The sequence below is a fragment of the Kitasatospora sp. NBC_00039 genome, assembly GCF_045160625.1.
Taxonomy (GTDB): Bacteria; Actinomycetota; Actinomycetes; order Streptomycetales; family Streptomycetaceae; genus Kitasatospora.
Genome location: NZ_CP108289.1, coordinates 3309523 through 3328753 on the forward strand (window position 1 = coordinate 3309523; position 19231 = coordinate 3328753).

The 19231-nt window shown below is 72.3% G+C and carries 12 protein-coding genes; 5 read left to right on the plus strand and 7 right to left on the minus strand.

The genetic code is table 11. From position 1 onward, the window contains the following. Positions 1-60: 60 nt before the first annotated feature. Entirely contained in the window at positions 61-1560 is a 1500-nt protein-coding gene (locus OG286_RS14620; RefSeq protein ID WP_405365336.1) for an MFS transporter, read from the minus strand. A gap of 132 nt (positions 1561-1692) precedes the next feature. On the opposite strand from OG286_RS14620, the gene OG286_RS14625 reads away from it, so the two are divergent. Then, positions 1693-2421: a TetR/AcrR family transcriptional regulator gene (locus OG286_RS14625; protein ID WP_396320907.1), complete on the plus strand. Its 729-nt coding sequence runs from the start codon at positions 1693-1695 to the stop codon at positions 2419-2421. 162 nt (positions 2422-2583) lie between these two features. Here OG286_RS14625 and OG286_RS14630 read toward each other — a convergent pair whose 3' ends face one another. From OG286_RS14630 to OG286_RS14650, 5 genes are all read right to left on the minus strand, one after another. After that, positions 2584-3006: a MarR family transcriptional regulator gene (locus tag OG286_RS14630; RefSeq protein ID WP_396320906.1), complete on the minus strand. Its 423-nt coding sequence runs from the start codon at positions 3004-3006 to the stop codon at positions 2584-2586. Positions 3007-3552: 546 nt separating this feature from the next. Then, entirely contained in the window at positions 3553-4110 is a 558-nt protein-coding gene (locus OG286_RS14635; protein WP_396320905.1) for an ATP-binding protein, read from the minus strand. Positions 4111-4227: 117 nt separating this feature from the next. After that, a complete protein-coding gene (locus tag OG286_RS14640) occupies positions 4228-5484 on the minus strand; it encodes an Ig-like domain-containing protein (RefSeq protein WP_396320903.1) in 1257 nt (418 codons plus the stop codon). Between the two features lie 238 nt (positions 5485-5722). Continuing rightward, the gene (locus OG286_RS14645; RefSeq protein ID WP_405365338.1) at positions 5723-7006 is read right to left on the minus strand and encodes an Ig-like domain-containing protein; all 1284 of its coding nucleotides are present in this window, start codon (positions 7004-7006) and stop codon (positions 5723-5725) included. Between the two features lie 227 nt (positions 7007-7233). Further along, complete coding sequence (locus OG286_RS14650; protein ID WP_405365340.1) at positions 7234-8346, minus strand: Ig-like domain-containing protein; 1113 nt, start codon at positions 8344-8346, stop codon at positions 7234-7236. 452 nt (positions 8347-8798) lie between these two features. On the opposite strand from OG286_RS14650, the gene glgX reads away from it, so the two are divergent. From glgX to OG286_RS14670, 4 genes are all read left to right on the plus strand, one after another. After that, positions 8799-11012 carry a glycogen debranching protein GlgX gene (glgX, locus tag OG286_RS14655; RefSeq protein ID WP_396320900.1) on the plus strand — a complete coding sequence of 738 codons (2214 nt, stop codon included), beginning with the start codon at positions 8799-8801 and terminating at the stop codon, positions 11010-11012. 97 nt (positions 11013-11109) lie between these two features. Further along, positions 11110-12981, plus strand: a complete 1872-nt coding sequence (locus OG286_RS14660) for an ABC transporter ATP-binding protein (RefSeq protein ID WP_396320898.1) — start codon at positions 11110-11112, stop codon at positions 12979-12981. Then, the gene (locus OG286_RS14665) at positions 12978-14846 is read left to right on the plus strand and encodes an ABC transporter ATP-binding protein (RefSeq protein ID WP_396320897.1); all 1869 of its coding nucleotides are present in this window, start codon (positions 12978-12980) and stop codon (positions 14844-14846) included. Before OG286_RS14660 ends, OG286_RS14665 begins: the two co-directional genes overlap by 4 nt. Before the next feature lie 118 nt (positions 14847-14964). Beyond that, entirely contained in the window at positions 14965-15720 is a 756-nt protein-coding gene (locus OG286_RS14670; protein ID WP_396320895.1) for a class I SAM-dependent methyltransferase, read from the plus strand. Positions 15721-15771: 51 nt separating this feature from the next. On the opposite strand, the gene glgP is transcribed toward OG286_RS14670, so the two are convergent. Continuing rightward, positions 15772-18537, minus strand: a complete 2766-nt coding sequence (gene glgP, locus OG286_RS14675) for an alpha-glucan family phosphorylase (RefSeq protein ID WP_396320893.1) — start codon at positions 18535-18537, stop codon at positions 15772-15774. Between the last annotated feature and the right edge of the window lie 694 nt (positions 18538-19231).

Genomic DNA, 19231 nt, shown 5'->3' on the forward strand with positions numbered 1-19231 from the left:
GGGCACGACGAAGGCCGGCACCCCCGGGGAGGGGGTGCCGGCCTTCGGGTCGGGCGGAGGTCAGGCGACGAGCTCCGCCTCGTCGGCGGCGGCCTGCGCGGCCTCGGGCTTGCCGTTCCGCATGACCAGGGTGGCCAGGACGGCCGCGGACAGCATGCTGATCGCGCTGATGGTGAAGGTGGTGGACATCGAGGAGGTGAAGGCCTCCCGGGCGGCGTGGACGAGGCCCGCGTCGCCGTTGGCGATGGCCAGCGCGTCCCCGATGGAGCGCTTGGCCTGCTCCGGCGCACCGGCCGGCATCTCCTGGGCGAAGCGGCTGGAGAGCAGCGAGCCGAGGATGGCGATGCCCAGCGCGGTACCGGCCTGCTGGATGGTGTCGTTGAGCGCGGAGCCGACACCGGCCTTGTCGGCCGGGATGGTGCCCATCAGCGCGCCGACGGCGGCCGGCATGGCCAGGCCGGCGCCGAGGCCGAGCAGGCCGAGGGCGACGGCCGGGAGGGTGAAGCCGCTGTCGGCGGTGACGGTGGTGAGGATGGCGAACGAGGAGGCCATGATCAGCATGCCGCCCAGGATGAGGATCCGGTTGCCGATCTTGGCGGCGAGGCCGGCGCCGGCGCCGTTGCCGATGAGGGCGGCGACGGCCAGCGGGACGAAGGCGAGGCCGGCCTTGACGGGCGAGTAGCCGAGGACGAACTGCAGGTACTGGGTGAGGACGAGGAGCAGGCCGCCGTTGCCGATCTGGACGAGGGTCAGCGAGAGCGAGCCGCCGCTGAAGTTGCGGTGCTTGAAGAGGACCAGCGGGACCATCGGCGACTCGGTGACGTTCTCCCAGAGCACGAACCCGCCGAGGGCGACGACGGCGACCGTCAGGGTGATCAGCGACTTGCCCTCGAAGGCGCCGTGCTGCGGGATCTCGATGATCCACCAGATCAGGGCGGTCATACCGGCGGCGGAGAGGATCGCGCCCAGCGGGTCCGGCTTCTGCCACGGGCCCTTGGACTCGGGCATGAGGGTGAGGCCGGCCAGGACGGCGAGGACGACGACCGGGACGTTGATGAAGAAGATCGAGTGCCAGGAGAAGTGGTCGATCAGGAAGCCGCCGAGCACCGGGCTGCCGACCAGGCCGAGCATCGACACCGAACCCCAGGCGGCCATGGCCTTGCTGCGCTCGTCCTCCTCGAAGACGGTGATCAGGATCGACAGGGTGGAGGGCATGATCAGCGCACCGCCGACGCCCATCGCGATCCGGGAGGCGATGACCTCACCGGGGTTGGTGCAGAAGGTCGCGGCCAGTGAGGCGGCTCCGAAGAGCAGCAGGCCGATGATCATCACCTTGCGGCGTCCGAACCGGTCTCCGAGGCTGCCCGAGGTGAGCAGGAGTCCGGCGAACACCAGGACGTAGGAGTCCAGGATCCACTGGATGTCCTGGGTGCTGGCGCCGATGTCCTCCGTCATGGACGGGACGGCGACGGTGAGCGCCATGCTGTCGATCACCAGGACCAGCGTGCTGAGGCAGAGCACGACGAGGATCCACCAGCGACGTGGGTTGCGGGTTTCCATGGGTCTTCCCTTTCGGCTTGCGCACGCTGTTCCTTCGATGCGCACACTGTACGCAGAGTGGAACAGCGTGCGCAACCCCCTGCACATGTACGCTGGATGCGCACGGCGTACGCAGGAGAGCGAGGAAACCCCATGGCCACCAGGACCAGCCAGAACCCGATCCCGTCCGTCTGGGCCCGCCAGCAGCGCGAGCCCGACCAGCCCGCACTCAGCCGCACCGCGATCGTCCGCGAGGCCGTCGCCATGCTGGACGCCGACGGCGTCGAGGCGCTCTCCATGCGCAAGCTCGGCGCCCGCCTGAACGCGGGTGCGACCTCGCTCTACCGGCACGTGGCCACCAAGGACGAGCTGATGGAGCTCGCGGTGGACGAGGTCTTCGGCGAGATCACCATCCCGCCTGCCGACAGCCCCGACTGGCGGGCGGCCGTCACCGAGGCAGCCGAGTCCTTCCGCGCGACGACACTGCGCCACCGCTGGCTGGCCTCGGTCCTGGGCCAGGCCGGGCTCGCCTACCTGGGCCCCAACCTGATGGCCTACTCCGAGCGGCTGGCCTCCCTGTTCACCGTCGCCGGCTTTCCCGAGCCGGCGCGCGCGATCGAGACGGTGCTCTCGTACGCGATCGGCATGAGTACGACGGAGGCGGCCTGGCTGATGACCGTCGCCCGCTCCGGCGAGACCGAAGCCGACTTCATCGCCCGCCTGATGCCCGCGGCCCGGGAGGCGGTGGCCGACACCAAGCACCTCGCCCACGCGTACGACGCGGTCATGGACGTCGACCCGGTGGCCCTGCGCAACGCCAAGTTCACCTACGGCCTGGACGTCGTCCTGGACGGCCTGGCCCTGCGCCTCCAGGGCGCATGACCCGGCGGGACGGATCCCGCCCGGAGGACCGTCGCGCCGGGGGCCGGACCTCCGGCGCCGCCTGATCACCGAGCTTCACGGCATCGGCGGCCGGCCTCGGCCCGGCCGCCCGCACAGGAAGTCGGACCGGCCGACCTCCCGTGCGGCGGGCGCCGGGAACGACTAGGTCCTGGCCGGCCGGCCGCCGGCGTCCCGGATCATCTGCCGCGGCACCTTCGGGGCGGTGACGCGGCCGGCGTCGTCGACGCCGTGGTGGATCTGCTCGCGGCCGACCGGGGCGTGGCGCGCGAGGTCCGCACGGGCCGCCTCGCCCGACTCGGTGATCCACAGCCGCCCCTCGCCGTCCCCCGTGAGCCACCCGAGCTCCAGCAGCACCGCGGCATCGGCCCCGAGGTCGCTCCCGGGTCCGAGATGGGAGCACATGGTCTCCCGGAGCTCGGCCACGGTCAGGCCGCGGCCGTCGGGCGAGAGGTCGTGCTGCGACAGGTGGCGCAGCAGCCGGAGCTGCGGCCGGCTGAAGCCGAAGTCGGCCTGCCGTGCCCGGTCGAACGCGATGAGGGCCTCGTGGGCCTGCTGGTTCGTCATGAACTTCCCCCGTGGACGATCACTTACCAGGGGCACCGTAAAACCGGAAGCCCACTCGAAGTCAACGAGATTTCGTCCCGGCGCGGCCCCGGGCCGTGCTCGGCGGCCTCCGCGGGGCCTGCCGCGCCGGCTCCCCCGCCGCACCGCCGGCACCCCCGTGACCGGCCCCCGCAGTGGTGTGCAGCCAGGCCGCCCGCACACGGACCAGTTTGCATCGATCATGAATAATCTCAGGCGATGGCGTTAACCTATGCAAAATCCAAAGGTGAACCAGGTTACAAACCTTGTAATCCAAGATTCTCGGTTTGCCCACATGCTGAGATCCGTGCGATAGTCGAGGAGTCCGAGGGCGGACGACAGCGAGGTTTCCTCGCCTCCGCCGCGGACACACCGACTACGGCTGGCCCGACCTGGCACGGCCGTCGCCCATCGCGCGGCACGCACCCCCTTGGCCGGCGCGATGACTTGCAGGGGCCCCCAGCCGCCGGACCACGGCGCATCGGGGGCCCTGCGTGTTTCCGGGCCCCACGCGCCCCGCCGGGAGCCTCAATGCCGCTCGCGGACCTTCAGCTCGAACCAGACGCCCTTGCCGCGCGGCAGCAGGTCCGCGCCCCAGCGGTCGGAGAGGTCGTCGACGATCTTGAGGCCGCGCCCGCGCTCGTTGACCGGCAGCGGCTCGGCCAGGATCAGACAGGGCAGGGACCGCGAGGAGTCCCGCACCTCGACCCGCAGCCAGCCCGGCTTGCGCATCACCTGGAGGCCGATGGTGCGCCCGGCCGCGTGCCGCACCGCGTTGGCGACCAGCTCGCTGGTCAGCAGTTCGCCGACCTCCAACTGCTGGTGCAGGTCCCAGGATTCGAGGACGGAGAGCACCAGCCGGCGGGCCACCGGGCCGGACTCCGGCCGGGACGGCAACCGCACCTCGCCCGGCTCCGACTGATCGCCGAGCCTGCCGGAATACATCCGCTCCAGCTCCTCCGAGCTGAGCCGCTCCAGGGCCGCGAGCGTGTCCTGGAAGAACATCCACGACGCGTCAGCAACCAGGCTGGACCCAGGAAGTGATGACTGATCTGTTTCGCCCCAACCCGCCATGCGACCCATCATTGCGGAACGCAAGCAGCCGCGTACGGACAATGAGCAAACGATCACGACCTGATCGGCATATGCCCCGTGCAACCCGAACCGGCCCGCCGTCAAGCCCGGGTTGCCACGAACCGGCTCCTACCAGGCGCTCCAGGCCAGGTTCCAGCCGCTGAGGCCGTTGTCCGGCTCCACCTGGCCGCGTGAAGAATTCTTCACGGTCACGATGTCGCCGATCAGCGAGTCGTCGTAGAACCTGCCCGCCGAGGTGGAGTCGCCGCCGCCCTTGACGTCCTTGAGACCGACGCAGCCGTGGCTGACGTTGTCCTCGCCGAAGGCGTTGCTCCAGTAGTTTCCGTGCACGTACGTGCCGGACGTGGTCAGCCTCATCGAGTGCGGCACCTGCAGGTCGTACGGCGCGCCGGTCATGCCGGGCATGCTGCTGGACTGCATCCGCACCACGCCCTCCTTGGACATCACGACCATGGTGCCGTTCCAGGTCGGGTGCTCCGGCGAGCCGGAGGTGATGTCGATGGTGGAGGTCTTGCCGTCGTTCACCACCGTCATCTCGTGGGTCTTGGCGTCAACCGTCGAGACCTGCGATCGCCCGATCGTGAAGGGCTCGTCCCGGTCCACGCCGCCGTACACCCCGGGGGCGATCTCCACGCTCTTCAGGCGGTAGTGGACGGTGGCCTTGGTGCCGGGCTTCCAGTACGCCTCGGGGCGGAAGTCCAGCCGGCGGTTGCCGAACCAGTGGCCCTTCACCACCGTGCCGTTGTCGGTCTCGATGGAGATGCCCCTGGCGACGTCGTCCTTGTTCTTCACGTCCTTGTCGAAGTCGACCGAGACGATCATGCCGACGCCGTAGGTGGCGTTGTCCTCGATGTTGTCGCTCGCCTTCGCCTCGCGCTCGGGCGTCAGCGTGGTGAAGCTGCTGTCCGCCGAGGCGACCACGCCGTTGGCGTCCGCGGCCATCGCGCTCACCTGGTAGGCGGTGCCGACCGCGAGGCCGGCGGACGGCGTCCAGTTGCTCCCGTCGGCGGCGATCGTGCCGGCCACCTCCTTGCCGGTCTTGTCGCTCACCTTGACCGTGGTGAGCTTGCCCCCCGCCACCGCGACCTTCAGCGCACCGCTCGGCGCCACGTCCACCGCGCCGCTCTTCGGCTGGATGTCCACCACCGCCGCGGACGTCTTCGGTGTCGCGGCCGCCGGAGCCGACCCCGGCGCGGACGCCGACCCGGTCGCGGACGCCGAGGCGGTCGACGCGGCCCCCGCGGCCGCCCCGCCCCCCAGATCGGCCTTGGCCGCTCTCCCGCTGCCGCCACCGCCGCAGGCGCTGGTCAGTACCATCACGCCGCCGAGAACGCCGGCGGCCACCACCTTGCGTATCGACCTCACGTCGACTCCCTCCCTCGATCCCGTCCCTGATCCCGGCGGGATTCGACTGATACACGCCGCAGCCAACGGAAAGGTTGCGCCATTCGAGGGGCAATTACCCCATGAACGACGACCGGCCCGACCCCAACGAGTGAGGATCGGGCCGGTCGTTATCGAACCGGGGCTGACAGGGCCGCTACCTGGGTAGAGCATGTCGCCGGGAGTGCCGGTCGGGGCGCCCCGAGGGCCGCCGGTTCGGCTACCAGTTCGCCCAGGCGATGTTCCAGCCGCCCAGCCCGTTGTCGGGCGAGACGGTCTTCTCCTTGGTGTTCACGATGTTGACGACGTCGCCCACGATCGAGTCGTTGAAGAACTTGCCCGCCACCGAGGTGTCGCTGCCGCCCTTCACGTCCGCCATCGAGATGCAGCCGTGGCTCGCGTTGGTCTTGCCGAAGGGGCTGGCCCAGTAGTTGCCGTGCACGAAGGTGCCGGAGGTGGTCAGCCGCATGGCGTGCGGAACGTCCTGGATGTCGTACTCGCCGCCGAGACCGACGGTCTGCGAGTTCATCCGGGTGACCTTCTCCTTGGACATGATCACCATGGTGCCGCCCCAGGACGGCGTCGCGTCCGCCCCGAGGGTGACCGGCACGGTCGAGCTCTGGCCGTCCCGGACCACCGTCATCTGGTGGGTCTTGGCGTCCGCGGTGGCGACCTGCGAGCGGCCGATGGTGAACGGCTCGTCCTTGTCCACGTCACCGTAGATGCCCGGCGCGACCTCGACGTTCTTCAGCCGGTACTTGATGGTGACCTTGGTGCCGGGCTTCCAGTACTCGGCCGGGCGGAAGTCCAGCCGGCGGTTGCCGAACCAGTGGCCCTTCACCTCGGTGGCGGCGCCGTCACCGGTCTCGAAGGTGATCCCCTTGACGACCGCTTCCTTGTTCTTGACGTCCTTGTTGAACTCCACCGAGACGATCATGCCGACGCCGTAGGTGGCGTTGTCGGCGATGTTGTCGTTGGTGGAGATCTTCTTCTCGGGCGTCAGCGTGGTGAACGAGGTCGTCGACGCGGTCACCAGACCCTCGGCGTCCTTGGCCTGCGCGTTCACCTTGTAGACCATGCCGACGGCCAGCGCGGCGCTCGGCTTCCAGCCGGTGCCGTCCGGCGTGATCGCCCCCGCGACCGGCTTGCCCTCCTTGTCGGTCACCTCGACCGTGGTGAGCTGGCCGTTGGCCACCGACACGTTCAGCCCGTTGGTCGGCGAGACGTCCTGGGCGCCGTCCTTCGGGTCGACGGTCAGCACCGCGGCCGAGGGCTTCGGCGCCGCCGAGGCCTGGCCCGGCGCCGGGGCGCCGCTGGCCCCCGCCGTCGCGGCCGCGTCACCACCGCCGGTCCCGCTGCCACCGCCCTTGTCGTCGTTGCATGCCGCGGTGAGCAGCAGCACCCCTCCCATCGCCAGTGCCACCGCACTGCGGCGCAGGCCACGGTTGCGACGGTTGGTGGTGGTGGTGCGTATTGCGGCGTCGGCCGCCAAAACCGGCTTCACGGTTTCTCCCCTCCCGGTGTCCATCCTGATGGACGCGCATCTACCCGGACGGGTTGCACCTGACCGGCGATCTTTCGCGCCGGGCTTCGGCGCGGACAGCAGGATAGCTAAGCCGAATGAGTGAATCCCGGGGGGAGGTCCGTGGACCGGAGGTGGACTTGGGGTGAAGGGAGGGGCCCGGACGGGGGCGGGCCCCCGGGCGAGGCGGCCGGGCGGGCCTGCCGGGCTCAGGGCGTCCCGTGCGGGACGGCGCTGCCGGCCAGCCACTGGTCCCAGGGCAGGTTCCAGCCGTTCAGGCCGTTGTTCGGCGGGACGAGCTCCCCCGCCGATGCCTTCACCTCCAGCACGTCCCCCGGGATGGTGTGCTCGAACAGCCAGCCCGCCGGGGTGTCCTTGCTCGCCCCGCCCTTGGCGTCAGCCAGGCCGATGCAGCCGTGGCTGGTGTTCGCGGTGCCGAACACCTCCGGGTCGGCCCAGTAGTTGCCGTGGATGAACGTGCCGGAGTTGGTCAGCCGCATCGCGTGCGGGACGTCCTTGATGTCGTACTCGTCGCCCATCCCGACGGTCTTCGAGTTCATCCTGGTCACCTTGTACTTCTCGGAGACCACCAGCACCCCCCGGTACGTCGAGTGCTTCGGATCGCCGCCGGACACCTGCAGCGCCTTCACCACCCTGCCGCCCTGGCCGGCCCGCACGGTCAGGGTGTGGGCGTCGAGGTCCACCGTGGAGACCTGTGCCCGGCCGATCGTGAAGCGGACGTCCTTCGTCTGAGTGCCCACCTCGCCCGGCGCCCCCTGCACGTCCTTCAGCCGCAGCGCCACCGACACCCTGGTGCCCGCCGCCCAGTACTTCTGCGGACGCAGGTCGAGCCGCTGGTTGCCGAACCAGTGCGCGGCAACCTCCACGGGCGGGTCGGCCGTCACCGCGACCGCCTTCTCGACGGCCGCCCGGTCGGTGATCGGCCTGCTGAAGCGCAGCGAGACCGGCATGCCGACGCCGACCGTGGAGCCGTCCTCCGGGGTGAAGAAGGCGACGAAGGTGTGGGCGCGGGCGACGGTCGAGAAGTCCGTGTGGTGGGCCGCCTTCTGGCCCTGCCCGTCCTCGGCCACCGCATCCAGGGTGTACGCGGTGCCCTGCGCCAGCAGGCCGTCCGGCCTCCACGTCGAGCCGTCCGCGGAGATCGTCCCGGCCACCTCGGTGCCCTTGGTGTCGGCCAGCCGGACCGAGACCAGCCTGCCCTGCGCCACCGTGACCCGGACCGGGCCCTCCGGCGGCACGTCCTGCGCGTCGTCCGTGGGCAGCGCGGTGACGGCCGCCCGCGAGGCGGGAGGCGGCGCCACGTGGCCCGGTCCCGCCGAGGCGGCGTGGCCCGGGCCCGGAGAGGCGGCGTCGCCGCTCTCCGGGGCGCCGCCGGAGCAACCCGTCAACACCGCCAGGCACCAGGCCAACGCCCCCGCGCGCCGTGCCCAAACCCGTCCTCGGGGCCGCATTCCGGGGCCTCCCGCCATTTCCCGTCCGACACCCCCCACAACGAGGGTGATCCCGGCAGGACACGCCCTCACCCCCGGAATCCTCACCCCACCGACCCACCGCCCCCGCGGCGACACCCCGGGGCAAGCCCCCGTTCAGCGGGCTCCGGCGCCCCGCTCCCCCGCCCGCCGCACCGCGCCCGGGGCGGCCCCGTACCACCCCCGAGCCGTAAGCCTCCGTTCAGCGGGCTTCCCGGTCGTGGGATCAGGGAAAGAGAAGGTGAACGGGGTCCGGGACACCCCGGTTCAGGGAGGGTACGGCCATGGCGTCAGGGCAGGAGCTGGAAGCCGGAGTGCGGCCGCGCGGCGGGCCGACCGCCGAGCCGCCGTGGCCCGGCAGCTGGCAGCCGCTCGGCGCCCGCTTCCGGACGGACGCCCAGGGGCGGCAGGGCACCAACTTCGCGCTCTGGGCGGCCGGCGCCGAGGCCGTCGACCTCTGCCTCTTCGACGAGGACGGCCTGGAGAGCAGACACCGCCTCACCGAGCAGGACTTCCAGACCTGGCACGGCTTCCTGCCCGGGGTCCGCCCCGGCACCCGGTACGGCTTCCGCGTGCACGGCCGCTGGGACCCGTGGACGGGCGCCCGCTGGAACCCGGCGAAGCTCCTGCTCGACCCGTACGCCCGCGCCGTCGACGGCTGTTACACCTCGCACGACGCGGTCTGCGCCGCCGTCCGCAACTGGCCCGAGGCGGATGTCGCCGACACCGTCCGGGACAACCGCGACTCGTCCCGGTACGTGCCCAGATCGGTGGTCGTCCACGACGACGACGACTGGTACGACGACCACCGCCCCAAGACCCCCTGGGCCGAGACCGTCCTCTACGAGCTGCACGTGCGCGGCTTCACCATGCGCCACCCGGAGATCCCGCCGCACCTGCGCGGCACCTACGCCGGTCTCGCCCACCCCGCCGCGATCGCCCACCTCACCGCCCTCGGCGTCACCGCCGTCGAGCTGCTGCCCGTCCACCAGCACGCCAGCGAGGACCACCTCCAGGCGCGCGGGCTGGTCAACTACTGGGGCTACAACACGATCGGCTTCTTCGCCCCGCACGCCGGCTACTCCTCCTCGGGCGGCCGCGGCGGCCAGGTCGGCGAATTCAAGCGGATGGTGCGCGCGCTGCACGCCGCCGGGATCGAGGTGATCCTCGACGTGGTCTACAACCACACCGCGGAGGCCGCCGAGCTCGGCCCTTCCCTCTCCTTCCGCGGCATCGACAACGCCGGCTACTACCGCCTCCCGCTGAACCGCCCGCGCGGCTACGCCGACTACACCGGCTGCGGCAACACCCTGGACACCCGCCGGCCGCACGTCGTGCGGCTGGTCACCGACTCGCTGCGGTACTGGGTGACGGAGATGGGCGTGGACGGCTTCCGCTTCGACCTCGCGGCCGCCCTCGCCCGAGGCAACGACGGCGTCGACATGGACCACCCGTTCCTCGCCGCCGTCTCGCAGGACCCGGTCCTCAGCCGGGTGAAGCTGATCGCCGAGCCGTGGGACGTCGGCGCGGGCGGCTACCAGGTGGGCGGCTTCCCGCCGCTGTGGGCCGAGTGGAACGACAAGTACCGCGACACCGTCCGGGACTTCTGGCGCGGGGCCCGCCCGGACGTGCGCGAGCTGGGCTACCGGCTCTCCGGCTCCTCGGACCTCTACCAGCGCGGCGGCCGGCGCCCGTACGCCTCGGTCAACTTCGTCACCGCGCACGACGGTTTCACGCTGCGCGACCTCGTCTCCTACAACCGCAAGCACAACGAGGCCAACGGCGAGGCCAACCGGGACGGCACCGACGACAACCGCTCGTGGAACCACGGCGCCGAGGGCGAGAGCGCCGACCCGGCCGTCAACGCCCTGCGCCTGCGCCAACTCCGCAACCTGATGGCCACACTGCTGCTCTCCACCGGTGTGCCGATGATCACCGCCGGGGACGAGTTCGGCCGCACCCAGGGTGGCAACAACAACGCCTACTGCCAGGACAGCGAGGTCAGTTGGCTCGACTGGTCGCTGCTGGACGACCCGCGCTGGGCCGGGCTGCGCGACCTCACCGCCCGTCTGGTCCGGCTCCGCCGCGCCCACCCCGTCCTGCGCCAGCGGGCGTTCTTCTCCGGCCGGGCCGCCGCCCCCGGCGGCCAGCCCGACCTGGCCTGGTTCACCTCGCGCGGCAAGGAGATGACCGAGGCCGACTGGTTCGGCCCGACGGCCTGCCTCGGCATGCTGCTCTCCGGCGCCGCGATGTCCGAACGCGACCAGTACGGCAACCCGTTGCGCGACGACAGCTTCCTGCTGCTGCTCAACGCCGGGCCCGACGCCGTCCCCTTCACCCTCCCCGGCGAGCCCTGGGCCGCGCCCGACGCCCGGTACACGACCGTCCTCGACACCGCCGCCGACGAGACCGGCAACGGCACCCACAGCCACCACCCGCAGGAGGCCGTCACCCTGCCCGGGCGCTCGCTGCGGCTGCTGCGCACGCCCGCCGCCTGACACCGGGCGGATCATCCCCGCGCGGGTGGCCGGTTCTCGTCGACAGGTGCGAAAAACCGGATGAGAAATGACGGGCGCCCGGCCTACCCTCACGGCGATGGCCGAGAACCAGACCCCCGCCCCCGCGCCCGCCCGCCGGTCGACCGTCCGCTCGCTGCTGCGCCTGTGGCCGTACGCCCGTGTGATCCGCTGGCGGCTGGCCGCCTCGGTCGGCTCCGCCCTGCTCGCCTCGATCAGCCTGCTGGCCGTCCCGACCGTGCTCGGCCGGATCGTCGACGGGCCGATCGCCGACCACGACCTCGACGCGCTGTGGCCGCTGATCGCCCTGCTGCTGGCGCTCGGCCTCTTCGAGGCGGGCCTGTTCTACGCCCGACGGGTGATTCTGGCCAGACCGCTCGCCGGGGTGGAGACCGCGATGCGCGGGGACCTCTTCGCCCGTCTCCAGCGGCTGCCGGTCTCCTTCCACGACCGCTGGGGCTCCGGCCAGCTGCTCTCCCGCGCCACCGCCGACATGTTCACCATGCGGCTGTTCCTGACGTTCCCGCTGGTCTTCCTGATCGTGAACTCGGTGACCTTCCTGGCCGGCACCGCGCTGATGTTCACCCAGGACTGGCGGCTCGCCCTGATCGTGCTGCTGCCCGCCGGGCCGCTGATGGTGCTCACCCGGCGGTTCGAGACCGGCTACTCGGGCGCCGCCCGCCGCGCGCAGGACCAGAACGGCGACCTCGCCACCGTGATCGAGGAGTCCGTCCTCGGCATCCGCATCGTCAAGGCATTCGGCCGCCACCGCTCGATGGCCGAGCGCTTCCACGGCCAGGCACACCAGCTGCGCCGCACCGAGCTGCGCAAGGCCGGCCTGCTGGCCAACCTCTGGGCGGTCATCGTCGGGCTGCCCGAGCTGGCGCTCGGCTGCGCGCTCGCGGCCGGCTGCTACCTGGTCGCGCACGACGAGCTGAGCGCCGGCACCCTGGTCGCCTTCCTCTCCACCGCGCTCTCGCTGCGCTGGCCGGTGGAGTCGCTCGGCTGGCTGCTCGCGTACGCCAACGAGGCCGCCACCGCCACCGACCGCTTCTTCGAGGTGCTGGACGAGAAGGTGCCGGACGACGCGGCACCGGCCGACGGGGCGCCGGTCGGCGCGACTCCTGCCGTCGGGACACCGGCCGACGGGACACCGGCCGGGAAGGCACCGGCCGCGCCCGGCGGCACCGCCGACGGCATCCGCCTCACCGGCGTCCGTTTCCGCTATCCGGACGCCCCGCCCGACACCCCCGAGCTGCTCCGCGGCATCGACCTGCACATCCGCAGCGGCGAGACGATGGCCCTGGTCGGCGCCACCGGCAGCGGCAAGACCACGCTCACCGCCCTGCTCCCCCGCCTGTACGAGGCCACCGGCGGCACCATCACCCTGGACGGGCAGGACATCCGCGAGCTGTCCCGGGAGCGGCTGCGCGAGCTGGTCGCCGTCGCCTTCGAGGAGCCCACCCTGTTCTCCGCCACCGTCCGGGAGAACGTCCTGATGGGCGCGCCCGACGCCGACGCCGGGCAGCTGACCGCCGCACTCGCCACCGCCCAGGCCGGCTTCGTCGAGAAGCTGCCCGACGGCGTGGAGACGGAGGTCGGCGAGCAGGGGCTGAGCCTCTCCGGCGGCCAGCGCCAGCGCCTCGCCCTGGCCCGCGCAGTGGTCGGCGACCCGGCCTTCCTCGTGCTGGACGACCCGCTCTCCGCGCTGGACGTGCACACCGAGGCGCTGGTCGAACAGGCGCTGCGGCAGGTGCTCGGCTCGACCACCGCGCTGGTGGTGGCCCACCGGCCGAGCACCGTGCTGCTCGCCGACCGGGTCGCCGTCCTGGCGCACGGCCGGATCGAGGCCGTCGGCACCCACCAGGAACTGCTGCGCGGCTCGGCGCGCTACCGCGAACTGATGTCGGGCGAGGCCGCCCTCGTACCGGAGGGGAGCCCCGCCCGATGACCACCACGATCGAGCCCACCGAGAAGGCCGCCGCGAAGGCCGCCGCCAAGGCGTCGGCCGAGGCCGTGGCGGAGCTCCCGCCCCCGCCGGCCGACGAGGAGGACATCCCCGTCCCGCCGGGCGCACCCCGCGCGCTGCTGCGCGCGCTGCTCGGCCCGCACCGGACCCGGATCGTCATCGCCATGGTGGTGATCCTGGTCCAGCAGGCGGCCCTGCAGTCCGGCCCGCTGCTGGTGGCGATCGCGATGGACCGGGGCATCCCGGCGCTGCGCGACCACGACGCAGGCCCGTTGATCGCGGTGATCGCCGCCTATCTCTCCTTCGCACTGCTGAGCACCCTGCTGCAGTGGGCGTTCATCAAGATCAGCGCCCGGATCAACCAGGACATCCTGCTGGAGCTGCGCGGCCGGATCTTCCGCCACGCCCAGCGCCTCAGCCTGGACTTCCACGAGCGCTACACCTCGGGCCGGATCATCTCCCGCGCCACCAGCGACGTGGACGCGCTGCGCGAGCTGCTCTCCGAGGGCCTCCAGGAGCTGCTGACGGTCTTCCTCTCGCTCTGTTACATCTCGGTGCTGCTACTGGTGATGGACTGGCGGCTCGGCCTGGTCTCCCTGGGCTCCTTCGTGCCGCTCCTCCTGATCGCCCGCTCGTTCCGGCGCCGCTCGCGCCGGGTCTACCGCCGCTCGCGCACCGCGGCCGCCTCGCTGATCGTGCGGTTCACCGAGACGATGAACGGCATCCGCCCGGTACAGGCGTTCCGCCGCGAGCGGGCCAACGACGCCGCGTTCGGCGTGGTGAACCGGCAGGCGGCCACCGCCACCGCCGACGGCCTGCTGGAGATCGCCCGGTACGTCGGCCTCTCCCGCACCACCGCCAACGTCTGGACCACCGGCGTCGTCCTGCTCGGCGCCTTCCTGGTCACCGACGGCACGGTGGAGCTGGGCGTACTCACCGGCTTCGTGCTCTACCTGCGCCGGCTGTACGACCCGATCGACCAGCTGGCGATGTTCCTGAACAGCTACCAGTCGGCGGCCGCCGCCCTGGAGAAGATCGCCGGCCTGCTCGCCCACGAGCCGACCGTCGCCGAGCCGGCCGAGCCGAAGGAGCTGCCGAAGTCCCGCACCAAGGGGCGCGAGGTGCACTTCGAGAAGGCGCGGTTCGGCTACCGCACGGGCAAGGAGGTGCTGCCCGCCTTCGACCTGGTGCTGCCGGCCGGGCAGACGGTGGCGGTGGTCGGCGCGACCGGCGCGGGCAAGTCGACCGTCGCCAAGCTGCTGGCCCGCTTCTACGACCCGACCGGCGGGCGGATCTCCCTGGACGGCGTGGACCTGCGCGACCTCGCCACGCCCGAGCTGCGCCGCGGGGTGGTGATGGTGACCCAGGAGTCCTTCCTGTTCTCCGGCACCGTCGCCGAGAACATCGCGATCGGCCGGCCCGGCGCGGGCCGCGAGGAGGTCGAGCAGGCCGCCCGGGAGATCGGCGCGTACGAGTTCATCGCCGCGCTGCCGGAGGGGTTCGACACCGACGTGCGCAAGCGCGGCGGCCGGATCTCGGCCGGCCAGCGCCAGCTGGTCGCCTTCGCCCGCGCCCTCCTGGCGGACCCGGCGGTACTGATCCTGGACGAGGCGACCAGCTCGCTCGACGTGCCGGGCGAGCAGGCCGTCCAGCGGGCGATGCGGACGGTGCTGGCCGGGCGGACGGCGGTGATCATCGCCCACCGGCTCTCCACCGTGGAGATCGCCGACCGGGTGCTGGTGATGGACCAGGGCCGGATCGTCGAGGACGGCACCCCGGAGGAGCTGATCGCGGGCGCCGGCCGGTTCGCCGAACTGCACCAGGCCTGGCGCGACAGCCTGGTCTGACCAACTCGCTCGCCCGTAATAGCCTCTAGGCCCTTTCATCCATTACCGAAAGGGCCTAGAGTCGTTGCCGTGCCTCACAGCGCATGCCCAGCCCGGGCCCAGGAGCGAGGGAGCGGACATGACCGACCGGAACCACTGGCAGAACTGGCAGCGCAGCTGGGACCGCCAGCAGGAGTGGTACCTGCCCGACCGCGAGGAGCGGTTCCGCGCGATGCTCGACGTGGTCGAGGCCGTCACCGGCCCCGCACCGCGCGTCCTCGACCTGGCCTGCGGCACCGGCAGCATCACCGAGCGGCTGCTCGCCCGGCTGCCCGGCGCCACCAGCGTAGGCGTCGACCAGGACCCGGCCCTGATGGCCATCGCCCGCGGCCTCTTCGCCGGCGAGCCCCGGTTCACCCTGGTCACCGCCGACCTCAAGGACCCGCACTGGGCCGACCGGCTCCCCGACGGCCGGTTCGACGCCGTGGTGACCGCCACCGCCCTGCACTGGCTGCCCCCGACCGACCTCACCCGGCTCTACCGGGACCTCGCAGGGCTGGTCCGCCCCGGCGGCGTCTTCCTCAACGCCGACCACGCCCCCGAGGAGGAGTCGATCCCGCTTCTCACCGCCGCGGACGAGGCCTTCCAGCAGCGCCGCCAGGCCCGCGAGAAGGCCGAGGGCGTCCTCGACTGGGCCGAGTGGTGGGCCGCGGCCGAGGCCGACCCGCTGCTCGCCGAGCACGTCGCCGCCCGCAAGGCGATCTACGGCTCGCACGCCGACGGCGCGTCGCACCCGGCCGGCTGGCACACCGCCCGGCTGGTCGAGGCCGGGTTCCGCGAGGCCGGAGTGGCCTGGCGCTCCATCACCGACGCCCTGGTCGCCGCCGTCCGCTGAACACGCGGATGGGGAGGGCCGACCGACGGCCCTCCCCACCTCAGCGGGCGCTCAGCGCAGCAGCCCCGCGTCCATCCCCGCCGACTCCGCCGGCAGGGCGACCAGGCCCAGCTCGGCCGGTGAGGCCAGCCGCGGATGGGCCGGCAGCACCCGGACGGTGTACCCGAACGGGCCCGTCCGGCAGAGCTCCAGCGAGCCCTCGTAGCGGGTGTGCCCGTCGAGGTCCGGCCCGCCGACCGGCTTCAGGGCGAGCAGGCAGGCCTCCGAGATGCCGTCCGACTCGTCCACCCGCCCGGAGAGCGCCTGCACCTCGACATCGCCGGGCTCCAGCGTGCCGAGCGCGACCTGCACCCGCAGCGCCAGCGAGCTGCCCAGCTCCTGCGCCTCGTCCGGGCAGTCCGCCTCGACGTGCCCGACCCGCACGGCCGGCCAGGCCTCCCGCACCCGGGCCTTCCAGGCGGCGAGCTCCCGCGCCCCGGCGTAGGGGCCCGTCACCGGCCCACTCGCCTCCGGGCGCTCGGACGCGACGCCGACTCCCCCCTCGGCCGGGGACGGACCCGGCACCACCGCCGCCAGCTCCCGCTGGGCCTGCGCGGCCGGCGTGTACAGCCGCTCGACGTACTCGCGGACCATCCGCCCGGCCAGCACCTTGGGCCCGAGGGTGACCAGGGTGTGCCGGACCATGGCGATCCAGCGGTGCGGCAGCCCGTCCGCTCCCCGGTCGTAGAACCGGGCGGCCACCTGGTGCTCGATCAGGTCGTACAGCGCGGCGGACTCGATGTCGTCCCGCCGCTCGGCCTCACTGCTCTCCGGGTCGAGGACGCCGCCGGTCTCGTCGGCAGTGGGGATCGCCCAGCCGTTCTGGCCGTCGTACCACTCGTCCCACCAGCCGTCCAGGACGGACAGGTTGAGGCAGCCGTTGAGCGCGGCCTTCATCCCCGAGGTGCCGCAGGCCTCCAGCGGGCGCAGCGGGTTGTTCAGCCAGACGTCGCAGCCCGGGTAGAGGTGCCGGGCCATCGCCATGTCGTAGTCCGGCAGGAAGACGATCCGGTGCCGGACGGCCGGGTCGTCGGCGAAGGCGACCATCTGCTGGATCAGCCGCTTGCCGCCGTCGTCGGCCGGGTGGGCCTTGCCGGCGACCACGATCTGAACCGGCCGGGTGGGGTGCAGCAGCAGGGAGCGGAGCCGCTCCTGGTCGCGCAGCATCAGGGTGAGCCGCTTGTAGGAGGGCACCCGGCGGGCGAAGCCGATGGTCAGCACGTCCTGGTCGAGCACCGAGGAGACCCAGCCGAGCTCGGCCTCGCCGGCGCCGCGCTGGTGCCAGGAGGCGCGCAGCCGGCGACGGGCCTCGTCCACCAGCTGGGCCCGCAGGGTGCGGCGCAGCTCCCAGATCTCGGTGTTGCCGATCCGCTCCAGCCCCGTCCACCGCTTGGCGTCGCCGGTGGTCATGGCGGACTCGGCGCGGTCGGCGCCGATCTCCGCGGCGCCGAGCCGGACGACCGCCGGGTCGATCCAGGTGGCGGCGTGGACGCCGTTGGTGACGGAGGTGATCGGCACGTCGGCGGAGTCGAAGCCCGGCCAGAGGCCGTTGAACATCGACCGGCTGACCTCGCCGTGGAGGGTGGAGACGCCGTTGGCGCGCTGGGCGAGCCGCAGGCCCATGGCGGCCATGTTGAACAGCTTCGGGTCCCCGCCGCGCCAGGTCTCGGCGCCGAGCGCGAGCACCTGCTCGGCGGGGACGCCGGGCAGCGCGGCGTCCCCGCCGAAGTGCCGGGCGACCAAGTCCCGCTCGAAGCGGTCGATGCCGGCCGGGACGGGGGTGTGGGTGGTGAACAGGGTGCCGGCCCGGACGGCCTCCAGGGCGGCGGCGAAGTCGAGGCCGGGGCCGGCCGCGCCGTCGGCGATCAGCTCGCGGATCCGCTCGACGCCGAGGAAGCCGGCGTGGCCCTCGTTGGTGTGGAAGACCTCGGGGGCGGGGTGCCCGGTGAGCCGGCAGTACGCGCGCACCGCGCGGACGCCGCCGATGCCGAGCAGCATCTCCTGGAGCAGCCGGTGCTCGCTGCCGCCGCCGTAGAGCCGGTCGGTGACGTCGCGCTCGGCGGGTGAGTTGGCCTCGATGTCGGAGTCGAGCAGCAGCAGTGGGACGCGCCCGACCTGGGCCTTCCAGACGTGTGCGGCCAGGGTGCGGCCGCCGGGCAGCGCGAGGTCGACCCGGCAGGGCGTGCCGTCACCCTCCCGGAGCAGGCTGACGGCCAGTTCGTCCGGGTCGAGGAGCGGGTAGCGCTCCTGCTGCCAGCCGTCCCTGTTGAGGGACTGCCGGAAGTAGCCGTGCCGGTAGAACAGCCCGACGCCGATGAGCGGCACCCCGAGGTCGCTGGCGGCCTTCAGGTGGTCGCCGGCCAGGATGCCGAGCCCTCCGGAGTACTGGGGCAGCGCCGCGGCGATGCCGTACTCGGGCGAGAAGTAGGCGATGGCGGTCGGCTGCGGGGCGCCGGCGGCCTCCTGGTCGAGGCCGTGCCGGTCCGCCTGGTACCAGCGCGGACCGGACAGGTACTCGCGCAGGTCGTCGGCGAGGTCGCCGAGCCTGCGCAGGAACCGCCGGTCGGTGGCGAGCGCGGCGAGCCGGGCGGCCGGGACCTCCCCCAGCAGGCGCACCGGGTCCTCACCGGTCGCGGCCCAGACCTCCGGGTCCACGGACCGGAAGAGGTCCCTGGTCTCGGGGTGCCAGGACCAGCGCAGGTTGAGGGCCAGCTCGTGCAACGGCTGGAGTTGTTCGGGCAGGACGGTGCGGACGGTGAATCTGCGGATTGCCTTCACGGCGTGAAGCGTAGCCCCGGCCGCTGTCACGATGGTGCGTCAAGTGGGCTATTGGGCCTCCGTTCGGCCTATTGGTGAGATCGCATTCGGCGCATTGGGCTGCACGGGGGGCGCGCGAGGCGCACTTTCCGGGGGAACGCGCTACCAATACGTGAACATCGCGGAACAGCTCCATTTCCAGCCGTGGCTCCGCCCCCACAAAGACTCGAAACTGCTGTCGTACCGGTGCGAAAGTCTTGTCCCCGGTGCGACTATGAACCAAGGTCGTTGATGCTGTGGGAGTGCGGCGACGGGTGGCGCCCCCCTTGAAGCAGCATGTCCGAATCCTTTTCGCGTTGATCGTTCCTCAACCTCCTTAGCCCATTCGGCGCTCACGACGCGCCGATGCGTGTCCTCGAACTCGGCCTGCTCGTTCACGGGTGGGTTGGGTCGCCCAGGGGTGTGCCCCGAGAGGCGTGCGCCGGGACGCGCGCGGGCTCTCGGGCTCCCCGTCACGGGCTTGGCGGGCGCGAGGCAGGTTGCCGGGGGCGGCGGCGCGGGCAGGCTTCCGGTCGCACGGCCTCCCCACCCAGCAGTCCTCCCGGTACTCCCCCCGGCCCGTGCGGCCCGCGGGAGCTGCCGCCGATCTCGGGCAGGAGCTTGGCATGCACGGCGACACGCGGGACCAGTCCACACCGGTGGCCGACACCCTCGA